The organism is Carboxylicivirga sp., assembly GCF_982718395.1.
In genome coordinates this window covers 1-10,669 of sequence record NZ_CEXQWX010000192.1, presented here as the reverse complement: position 1 = coordinate 10,669, position 10,669 = coordinate 1, and the positions used below count along the sequence as shown (strand labels likewise).

General features: G+C 39.0%; 10 protein-coding genes. 3 read left to right on the top strand and 7 right to left on the bottom strand.

The annotated features are described in order from the left end of the window. The 3 genes from ppk1 to AC4MRQ_RS22515 all read left to right on the top strand — a co-directional run. A partial coding sequence (gene ppk1 / locus AC4MRQ_RS22525) for a polyphosphate kinase 1 (protein WP_491199982.1) occupies positions 1-2,066 on the top strand: 2,066 nt, incomplete at its 5' end. Between the two features lie 6 nt (positions 2,067-2,072). Next, entirely contained in the window at positions 2,073-2,576 is a 504-nt protein-coding gene (locus tag AC4MRQ_RS22520) for a SixA phosphatase family protein (protein WP_491199981.1), read from the top strand. Beyond that, a complete protein-coding gene (locus tag AC4MRQ_RS22515; RefSeq protein WP_491199980.1) occupies positions 2,573-3,445 on the top strand; it encodes an SPL family radical SAM protein in 873 nt (290 codons plus the stop codon). The genes AC4MRQ_RS22520 and AC4MRQ_RS22515 overlap by 4 nt, the downstream gene beginning before the upstream one ends. 134 nt (positions 3,446-3,579) lie before the next feature. Here the strand turns inward: AC4MRQ_RS22515 and AC4MRQ_RS22510 are convergent, their stop codons facing one another. The 7 genes from AC4MRQ_RS22510 to AC4MRQ_RS22480 form a co-directional block, all read right to left on the bottom strand. Further along, positions 3,580-4,020, bottom strand: coding sequence for an alanyl-tRNA editing protein (locus AC4MRQ_RS22510; RefSeq protein ID WP_491199979.1), 441 nt, complete (start codon positions 4,018-4,020; stop codon positions 3,580-3,582). 9 nt (positions 4,021-4,029) lie between these two features. Beyond that, on the bottom strand, positions 4,030-5,232 hold the full coding sequence (gene mnmA / locus AC4MRQ_RS22505; RefSeq protein ID WP_491199978.1) for a tRNA 2-thiouridine(34) synthase MnmA: 1,203 nt from the start codon (positions 5,230-5,232) through the stop codon (positions 4,030-4,032). A gap of 166 nt (positions 5,233-5,398) precedes the next feature. After that, entirely contained in the window at positions 5,399-6,526 is a 1,128-nt protein-coding gene (gene dnaN / locus AC4MRQ_RS22500) for a DNA polymerase III subunit beta (RefSeq protein ID WP_491199977.1), read from the bottom strand. A gap of 303 nt (positions 6,527-6,829) precedes the next feature. Continuing rightward, on the bottom strand, positions 6,830-8,524 hold the full coding sequence (gene gldG, locus AC4MRQ_RS22495) for a gliding motility-associated ABC transporter substrate-binding protein GldG (protein ID WP_491199976.1): 1,695 nt from the start codon (positions 8,522-8,524) through the stop codon (positions 6,830-6,832). A 17-nt stretch (positions 8,525-8,541) separates the two neighbouring features. Then, positions 8,542-9,273, bottom strand: coding sequence for a gliding motility-associated ABC transporter permease subunit GldF (gene gldF / locus AC4MRQ_RS22490; protein WP_491199975.1), 732 nt, complete (start codon positions 9,271-9,273; stop codon positions 8,542-8,544). Between the two features lie 32 nt (positions 9,274-9,305). Further along, positions 9,306-10,448 carry a lipid-A-disaccharide synthase gene (gene lpxB, locus AC4MRQ_RS22485; RefSeq protein WP_491199974.1) on the bottom strand — a complete coding sequence of 381 codons (1,143 nt, stop codon included), beginning with the start codon at positions 10,446-10,448 and terminating at the stop codon, positions 9,306-9,308. Positions 10,449-10,469: 21 nt separating this feature from the next. Further along, positions 10,470-10,669 (bottom strand): hypothetical protein (locus AC4MRQ_RS22480; RefSeq protein WP_491199973.1); only part of this gene is annotated, 200 nt, incomplete at its 5' end.

Sequence of the window (10,669 nt, the reverse complement as noted above, 5' to 3'; positions counted from 1 at the left end):
ACATTAGTTGGCTTTCTTTTAACCACCGTGTACTCGAAGAAGCAAAAGATACGAGCCTTCCTCTATTTGAAAGGCTTAAGTTTTTGGCTATCTACTCTAATAACCTGGATGAATTCTACAAGGTTAGAGTAGCTGAATATCGTAATGCTACACTTATTCCTGAGGGTTATCCAGACATACCACATGCGGGCGAAACGTTAGAGAAAATTAATAATATTGTCAGCTCTCATTGGATTGAGTATAGCAGAATATTTAAAGGGGAGATTCTTCCTCTTATGAAAAAAAACGGCATCATTCTGCATCTCGACAGTTATTCACATCGGGCCGAACATATGCAGTTTGTTCACGACTTCTTTCATACTGAACTGATCCCTTATTGCCAACCGGTACTACTTAATAAAGGCACACGAAGTTTTATGCGTGATAACCGCCTCTACCTGGCTGTTAAATTATACCGTAAGCGTAAAAAAGGCGATAAAAAAAATAAAAAGAGAAGGGCCAGGTATGCATTAATAAAAGTACCAACCAACGACCATAAGCGATTTATTGAATTACCCCAAGTTGATAACCAGCATCATTTTATGTTTTTGGATGATGCTATTCGTTATGGTTTGCCTGAATTATTCCCCGGCTATGATGTTGTAGGCAGCTGGGGTGTAAAAATTGCCCGTAATGCTGATTTGGGAATTGAAGATGAATTCTGGGGGAATCTGGTTGAAAAGATCAGAAAGAATCTGGCGCTGAGAAAAACTGGTACACCAGCTGGTTTATATCACGACAGATCAATACCGGCTGATGTTTTAAGGTTCCTGATGAAGTCGTTTGAAATAAAACCAATCGAATTAGTAGAGACTGGTAGTTATCAGAATTTGCACGATTTCTTTTCTTTTCCAAACCCATATGCACCCAACCTGGAGTGGCAGGTGCCAAAACCAATTAGACCATTCGAACTGGAGGAAGCAGGTTCGATGTTTGAAGCAATTAAGCGTAAAGAACGTGTATTACATTATCCATATCACTCATTTGACTATGTGATACAATTTTTACGCGAAGCAGCCACCGACGAAAAAGTAGATGAGATTAAAGTGACACAGTATCGTGTTGCCAGTAACTCAGAAGTTGTAGGTGCACTGATTTTTGCGGCTCATAACAAAAAGAAAGTAACTGTTTTTGTAGAAGTTAAGGCACGATTTGATGAAGCCAACAACCTCTATTTTGCTCGCCAGATGGAAAAGGCCGGCATTAAGATCATATTTAGCATCCCCGGACTAAAAGTACATGCTAAAATGGCTTTAGCAATTCGCAGGGCCGATGGTATCCGTAAACGTTCATTTGCTTACTTAAGTACAGGTAATTTTAACGAAAAAACAGCGCGGTTATATGCCGATCATGGCTTTTTCACCTGTAACGATGCCTATCTTGATGATATGGAGGCTTTATTCCACTATCTTGAAGATCAAAGTGTAAAACCAAAGCTAAACAAACTATTGATCACGCAAATCAATCTTCGTAAGGAGATTATGAATCGGATCAATCACGAGATTGATTTGGCCAAAAATGGTAAAGAAGGATACATTCTGCTTAAGATGAATGGTATTCAGAACAAAAACCTCATCAGCAAACTTTATGAGGCCAGTCAGGCGGGTGTTAAAATAGATTTAATCGTGCGTGGTATTTGCTGTCTGGTCCCTGATCAGTCATTCAGCAAAAATATTCGCGTATTAAGGCTGGTGGACAGTTACCTGGAGCATGCAAGGATATGGGTATTTGGTAATGATAACGATACTGAGATGTTTTTATCATCAGCCGATTGGTTAAACCGTAATATCAACCGTAGAATTGAAACTGCCTTCCCTATCGAGCAACCGGAATTAAAAGCTGAAATACTGACAATGCTTGAAATGCAATTAGAAGACAATGTCAAGGTCCGGCGTATTGACAAAAACCTTAATAATGTTGTTATTAAAAGCAAAGGTAAACCTTTAAGAGCTCAACAGGCTTCTTACCAGTATTTATGGGAGCTTGACAATATTATTAGAGAAAAGAACAAGGTAATCAGCAAATAAGAAGTTATGAAGACACTGATACTGACTCGCCACGCCAAAACAGAACAAATTGGTTATATGAGTTCAAAGTCGGACTTTGAACGTGAATTAAAACCCAGGGGCTACAACGATAGTAAATTAATCGCGGACGATATGATCCAACGAGGCATTCAACTGGATTTATTGGTTACAAGCAAAGCTGCAAGAGCAGAACAAACTACTGAGATCTTTGCTAAAAAACTGGGTATAAATAAACAGGAAATCGTTCATGAACAGTTTCTATATGATGGCTATACAACATCCGAACTGATTAATTTTCTTGGTCAGTACAAAGGCAATCATGATTACATAATGATTGTTGGACATAACCCGGAAATTGCCATGACAGCAATTACTTTAACTGATAGCGACTACCTTCACTTTCCAACAACAGGCACCATTGCAATTTCTTTTGATGTAGACAATTGGGAAAACATAAACGCGCGTGAAGGTAAAATAGAATGGTTTGCCACACCCAAAATGCTTAAGTGACACGGTTAATTTCAGCGAAGACAATATTAAGCGGCTCTGCTTCAAAAGCTGATCCTTGGTTTGACACATCCTATACTATAAATCTTTATCGGGGCTGCTCACACGGCTGCATCTATTGTGATTCTCGAAGCAAATGCTATCAGATTGACGATTTCGATAATATTCAGATCAAGCATAATGCAATAGATCTTTTACACAAAGAATTGCGCTCTAAGAAGAAACGAGGAACTATTGGTTTCGGCTCAATGAATGATTGTTACATGCCTCTGGAAGCCAAACATCAATTAACACGGAAAGCACTTGAGATCGTTAATCTTCATCGATTTCCTGTACACATTATTACCAAAGGAACTCTGGTAACTCGTGATATAGATATTCTTAAAGCTATTTCAAAAATATATGCCGCTGTCTCGGTTTCCATAACATCGTCATCAGATGAAACAGGGCAATTGGTAGAGCCCAATGCTCCATTGTCATCAGAACGGTTTCAAACGATTAAAGAACTTTCTTATTCAGGTATTTATTGCGGTATTACCCTAATGCCGGTTATTCCGTTTATCACCGATACTAAAGAAAATATCAAACAGATTGTCATAAAAGCTAAAGAAGCTGGTGCACGATACATCATAGGTGGTTTTGGAATGACACTTAGAGAAGGAAACAGAGAGTACTTTTACCAGCAACTTGATAAAAGGATACCTGGGTTAAAAGAGAAATATATTCAGAACTTCGGCGACAGATACAGTTGCTACACCAACAAAACAAGAGAATTGGACAATTATTTTAAACAATTATGTCGGCAAAACAACTTACCTGATAAGATGATATTCTATAAACCTCCTATTGCTGAACATGGCTTACTATTCTAAATTGAAATTTCCCTTATTTTTATTTTGTCTAAATAAAATAGTTTACTACTTTTGAAACGATTACCAGTAATTACATTTTGATTTAGTCATAGCGAACTAAAAATGCCGCTCGGTTTTGAGCGGCATTTTTAATTTTATAAGGGTCTTTTCAACTTAAATCGTATTCGCAGGATTCCATCATCATAACTGGTTGACCCTAACACAAACTCGCCAACCTCTTTTGTGTTGGTTACATGCTCACCAATGCATGGACAGGCATCGTAATCTCCAACGCTCACAATCTTGATTTCCTCACCTGATGCATCAGGCAGTTTTTCGAGGTCAAAACATTTAACAGCTTCTTCCCTACTCACAACCTCTTCTTTCACATCCAGATGTCGAGCTAAAACCTCATTCACTCTTGTATTAATTTCAGATTCCTCTTCACTTGTGAGGGCTCGTTCAAAATGATAATCGCACTTTGATTTTTTTCGTTCCAGATGGTTAGAGAAAGAACGATTGCAAGCAAATAACTGAATCATTGTTTGATTCAAGACATGTTCAGCCGTATGCATTTCGGGATTATAGGACTTCATACATTCTAATTAAGATATAACACCTGAACCTATCAATTCATCACCATCATACCACGAAGCAAATTGCCCGGCCGTAATTCCGCGCTGTGGTTCATCAAACACGAGGAACATACCATTTTCACGACTATACAGTACGCCTTTTTGCAATGGCTGACGATAACGAATTCGCAAATTCAAACGTCGCGATTCGCCTGTTTTCATTGCTAGGTCTTTGCGAACCCAATGAACTTCATCTGGCATGATTCGTAGTACTTTACGGAATAACCCCGGATGTTGCTTTCCCATTCCTGCATACACCTGGTTAAAATCCACATTGGTTCCAATAATAAACAGAGGTTCAGGAAAACCTCCTATGTTCAGGCCTTTACGCTGACCAATGGTATAAAAATGTGCCCCGTTATGGTCCCCGATCTTTTTGCCATACTTGGGATGAAACGGATAAGCTTTTGATAATTCTTCCAGATCTTCATCGGAAGGATTATCTACTTCTGCTTTACTCCAATCACGCTTAAAAAGCTCACTGTCCTGATCAACAATAAATACCCGTCCCTTTTTAGGTTCCAGCTTCTGTTGCAAAAACACCGGCAAATCAACTTTCCCGACAAAACAGATTCCCTGCGAATCTTTCTTATGCGCGGTAATCAGGTTTAACTCATTGGCAATACGTCTTACTTCAGGCTTAACTATATCACCTATCGGGAAAAGTGCTTTAGCCAACTGCTCCTGGTTTAACTGGCACAAAAAGTAGCTTTGATCTTTATTATCATCGTTTCCTGCCAATAGTCGATGTACTTCTTTTCCATTAACACCAACTGTTTCTTTACGGCAATAATGCCCGGTTGCCACGTAATCAGCACCCAGCTCCAATGCTTTATCCATAAATACATCGAACTTGATTTCGCGATTACACAAAACATCCGGATTTGGTGTACGTCCCTTCTCGTACTCCTTAAACATATAATCAACCACACGTTGACGATAAAAATCGCTCAAATCAACGGTATGGAATGGAATATCCAGCTTCATAGCCACAGCCTGTGCATCAAACTGATCATCCAGCCAAGGACAATCGGCTTTTAGTACACCTGTTGTATCGTGCCAGTTCTTCATAAAAAGCCCGATCACTTCATAGCCCTGTTCTTTTAAAACATAGGCTGCTACACTTGAATCAACTCCTCCCGACAGGCCAATTACGACTTTCTTCTTTTGCATTTCTATTTTCTCCTTTATTGCCAATTAGCGCACAAAAATACGCTTTTTTATTGACTAACAAGCAAGCCACCCATACCTCTGTAAAAGCGGACTTCCATAACATTCGACCAAATAAAAAAGCCGCTGTTAAAGAAACAACGGCTCGAATATAAAAGTAAAAACAATATTAAACATTAATCATCATCGGCATTAATAACATCAGCTCATCTTCATTCTCGCCATTCTCAAATGGTAATAAGATACCTGCTCTCGATGGATCTGATAACTCTAGAATAACATCTGTTGAATTCAGGTTATCCAGAATATCGGCTAAGAAACCTGACTTAAAACCGATTTCCATTTCATCACCCTCGTACTGGCAGCTTAAACGTTCGTGTGCTGAAATACTGAAGTCAATATCTTGTGCCGACACCACCATCTCGCCCGAAGTCATTTTTAACTTAACCAGGTTACTGGCCTGATTAGAGAAGATCGATACACGCCCTAATGTATTATGAAATTCGCTACGATCAATAATTACCTTATATGGATTATCCTGCGGAATAACAGCATTATAGCTTGGATAGTTACCTTCCACCAATCGACACACCAACTTATAGTTCGGAAGTGTGAAAAAGGCATTTTTATCATCAAATTCGATAGATACATCGCCTGTTTCCTTCGGCAATACATTTTTCAATAATCCGGCCGGCTTTTTAGGCAAAATAAATGAAGCAGTAAACTCTGTTGTCGCATCCAAACGACGGTAACGAACCAGCTTATGCGAATCAGAAGCAACGAAGGTCATGTTCTCTGGTGATAACTCAACCAAGATACCATTCATTACCGGACGCAGCTCATCATCAGCAGTAGCAAACAATGTTTTATTGATTCCAACTTCTAACAAATCAACGCCTACCTGCAAGCTTGAGCTCTTATCTGCATCTAAATTAGGCAGCTCAGGAAAATCTGCACCATCCTGCCCCACAATACTGAACTTACCTTTTTCAGTAATGATATTAACACCAAACGAATCCATGTTAATATCAAAATTCAATGGTTGCTCAGGAAATTTTTTAAGTGTTTCCAATAAAATGCGCGAAGGCAAAGCAATAATACCTTCCCCATCAGAATTATCCAGTTCCAGGGAAGTAACCATTGTTACTTCAAGATCTGATGCTGTCAATACAAGTTTATTGTCTTTCAGGTCGAATAAAAAGTTATCAAGGATTGGCAGTGTACTTTTATTACTAATTACGCGGCTGATGGCCTGCAGATGAGATAGTAATTCTGTACTGGAAACAACAAATTTCATACGTTCTTTTTGTTATTAGTTTTTATCAAATATATCAAAAAAACAGATATTTAGGTGCATTTACATTTTGTTTTAATTGAATGCGAACGCAAGCTGCAAGATACAAAAAATCATAAGTGCTCAAAATAAGCGTTAAAGTAACTTTTCATTAGTTATTAACACAGGAAGACGGTAGAAGATTCTAGCAATATGCATCACTCATCCACCGGTTAATAAACTTCATGAAGTCAACCTAACAAGGAGTACAAAATCCAAATACCACTTATTTGATCATAACAAAAAGACCTAATCTGAAAAGTTCTCTTATTTGCTATAGCGCCGATGACGAAGAAATACAAATAATAAGCTTCCCATCAACACGATTAGTATTGGAAGAGCCACATTAAACCATTTCCATCCTGCCGTTCCGGCTGCAATCTTTTGCTTATCGAGTAAGCGTAAGGTTAAATGACGACCACGTAGTTGCATCCAACCTTCATCATCACATAAATAATTAATGGCATTAACAATGAAGTCTTTATTCCCATATACCTGACGCGAGCCTTCATCATAGCCCAAAGGCAAAATTTGCGGATTACTTTGTTTAAACCTGACAGGATTGCGAATAATATCACCATCCGCCACCACAAGCATTCGTGTTGGTATGCTGCTGTCCTTTCGCTTACCAACATTATTCAAATCAGCAGGAACTTGTCGGTTAGCAAAAACTGAAGGAAAAATTCCCTCTTGCAGAACAGCCACCGTTTGAAATGGTGATTTAAAATCTTTCTGATCAGGTTGCTTATTGACATCAGCCATGCTAATCATTACCGGAGTCTGACTCAATTTCGTGAACTGAGAGCTACGCAAAAGTACCTGCCGCTTAATATCTAAATCAATACCAACTGTATCAATGGTTCCGCAAAAACTGGCCCTCACCAGATTAATACTCCGAGTTATCGGGTGATTTTGAGCAGTGGATAACAGGGGACTATATAACCAAGGTACTGGCACCAACTGAGGCTGACCATTAGGCCGTGCATTCATAAGAATACGCCCTGCCTGTATGTCTTCTATCACAACAGGATTAACACGAACACCATATTTAAATAGCTGATCTCCAAGGTTAACATCATTAAATAATCCGACAGTCTGTGGTGATTGCCTCAAGCTATCAAGGGTTACATTAACCGCATCAATCAGGTATAATAAACGGCCACCATTCATCAGGTACTGATCCAATACAAACTTATCTTTCTCAGAAAAAGCCTTCGATGGTTTAGCAATAATCACCGCCTTATAAGGAGCCAATACAGAAGCATCATCACCTATCTGCCCGCGGTCAACCTGGTAATAAGCCGAAAGTGCATCTGTCGCCTCAATAACATCTAGTTCATCGAGCTCACCATGCCCTTCAAGAAAGGCAATACGCTGTTTTTCATCAGAAAGCAGCTTACGAAAAGCATTAGTAAATTTGAACTCAAGCCCCTCTATCGAGCTGTTCAAATTCTCAGAACCACTTCGCGATGGCAGGTTATCAAGAAGATTGATAGCTACCACACGATCGTTGTAACTGACCATCGCATATGGAAAAACATATGATTGTATTTGACGACCATCTTCGGCATTTTCAAAAACACTTTGTGGTTCCAAGCCAAATTCAGCTAATTCCTCAAGCAGCTTTTTCTTTTCTTCACCACTATAGGTTTCGGGATTAATCATATCAAAATATAATTGCGATCCTGCCTCAGACTTAAACTCTTCCAATATTTCTCTAGTTGCATTGGATAACCTCCTGAATCCGGTATTTAATTCTCCATCGAGATAGACCTTCACAAACATATCAGATGGCAAATCCTGCATAAAGCGACGCGAAGTTTCGGTTAAAGTGTATCGCTTTTCTGATGTCAAGTCAATCCGGAAGAACACCTGCTGGCTTAACCAGCCAATAGCCACAAGACCAAATAAAACAACAGCCAGTTGTACTAATTTATTGGAATGTTTAATACTTATACTCATAATCAACCAACTGGTAATTATCGCTTATACCGAAGTAATGAAAGCTTGGTTAGAAATAAAAAGAAAAACACAAGTGATAAGAGGTACACCAAATCTCGAGAATCAATAACACCACGACTTAATGAACGGTAATGACTATCTATACCCAGATAGGTGATAGTATCTCGATAGCTGCTAAGTGCCGGAATATCAGCCAACGCATCAAAACCTGAATATAACATAAACGACAGGAATACAGCAATCATAAATGAAATGATCTGGTTGTCGCTGACAGAAGAAGCAAAAACACCTACCGCTACATAAACAGCCGACAGAAACACTAAGCCAATATATGACCCCCAGGTACCTCCTATATCCATATTCCCAACCGGATTACCCAAAGTGTATACCGAATAGAAATAGATAAAAGTAGGAAGAAGGCATAATAACACCATTATGAAACCAGCCAGAAATTTCCCCAATACAATTTGCATTTCAGAGACTGGTCGTGTTAACAAGACATCAAGTGTTCCCATCTTTTTTTCGTCGGCAAACAATCGCATTGTAACAGCCGGAACCAAAAACAGGTATACCCATGGTGCAATATAAAAAAGCGATTCAAGTGTGGCATATCCTCCATAGAAAATATTTAATTCGTTGGGGATAACCCACAAAAACAATCCTGTTAGCAATAGAAATACCGAAACAACCAATGCTCCTGTGATTGAACTAAAAAAAGCTGTTAATTCCCGTTTAAAAATGGCGTACATATTCTTCTCTTATTTAAGCCGATAGTACCAAATCAGTTTTGTTTATCTTTTTTTAAGGCTTCAAGCATCAACTGTGCAGTTCTTGCACTGGATCCTGGCCCTCCCATTCGTTTGTGCAGTTCTTGATAATCCTCAAGCATTGTAATTCTTCTCTGACTATCATCTAATAACTGAGTCAGTTCACTTTGCAGCTTCTCCAGCGAAAAATCATTTTGGAATAATTCGAGTACAGCTTCTTTATCCAATACCAGGTTAACCAATGATATATAAGGCACTTTAATCAAGATCTTTTTGGCTACAAAGTCGGTAAATTTTCCTCCCCACATTTTGTAACAAACTACTTGTGGGCAATTGAGCAATGCTGTTTCTAATGTAGCAGTTCCTGATGTAACCAAAGCAGCTCGGGCCTGTTGCAATAACTGGTAGGTTTGCCCTGATACCACAGCCACATCCTTTTCTTTAATAAAAGGCTTATATTCTTCGATCGAGAATGAGGGCGCACCTGCTATCACAAACTGAAACTCTGGGAATCGATCAACCATCTCCAGCATATCGGGCAGGTTATGTGAAATCTCTCCTTTACGACTTCCGGCCAGCAAGGCCACCTTAGGACGCTTATCTAATTGATTACGTTCCACAAAGCTCTCAAATGTTTCATCTTTATTTTCGCGATTATCAATAGCATCTAACACCGGGTTGCCACTATATTGCACCTCTACCCCATGTTCCTGAAAGAATTTTGTCTCGAAAGGCAAGATGGTAAACATACGGTCAACACTGGCTTTGATTTTTTTCACCCGTTTTTGATTCCATGCCCATACCTTTGGTGAGATATAATAGTATGTAAGAATATTATGCGCATGTGCAAACTTTGCAATTCGCAAATTGAAGCCGGCATAATCGACCAATATCAACACATCGGGCTGGTAATTCAAAATATCATCCTGACAGAGCTTAAAGTTCTTCTTAATGGAGTTCAGATTCATCAATACGTCCCATAAGCCCATAACGGCCGTATCTTTGTAATGGCGTACCAATGTTCCGCCCTGCTCTTTCATTAAATCACCACCCCAATATCTGAACTCAGCCTCCGAATCTTGTTCTTTAAAGGCTTTCATCAGATTTGAGGCATGCAAATCGCCAGATGCTTCACCGGCTATAATATAATAACGCATGTAATTTTGTGTCCTTAGGAGTTAGACTAATAAACGTATTGCAATAATAACCACAGCATATATAATGGTAGCGGTAACAATTCCCCTGGCTGCCAATAAACGCTCTTTATTAATAGCAATTAGGAATACTATCAAATTAGGAAGCACGCTTATGCTAAGTAATTTTCCTATACTTCCCAGTTTTACCATCTCATTAAAAAAGGGCCAATAGTCCAAGCTGC

Coding starts and splice junctions, on each gene's coding strand:
- lpxB (WP_491199974.1), bottom strand. CDS start 10,448: ATGCGTTATTATATTATAGCCGGTGAAGCATCTGGCGATTTGCATGCC.
- dnaN (WP_491199977.1), bottom strand. CDS start 6,526: ATGAAATTTGTTGTTTCCAGTACAGAATTACTATCTCATCTGCAGGCC.
- gldF (WP_491199975.1), bottom strand. CDS start 9,273: ATGTACGCCATTTTTAAACGGGAATTAACAGCTTTTTTTAGTTCAATC.
- mnmA (WP_491199978.1), bottom strand. CDS start 5,232: ATGCAAAAGAAGAAAGTCGTAATTGGCCTGTCGGGAGGAGTTGATTCA.
- AC4MRQ_RS22510 (WP_491199979.1), bottom strand. CDS start 4,020: ATGAAGTCCTATAATCCCGAAATGCATACGGCTGAACATGTCTTGAAT.
- gldG (WP_491199976.1), bottom strand. CDS start 8,524: ATGAGTATAAGTATTAAACATTCCAATAAATTAGTACAACTGGCTGTT.
- AC4MRQ_RS22520 (WP_491199981.1), top strand. CDS start 2,073: ATGAAGACACTGATACTGACTCGCCACGCCAAAACAGAACAAATTGGT.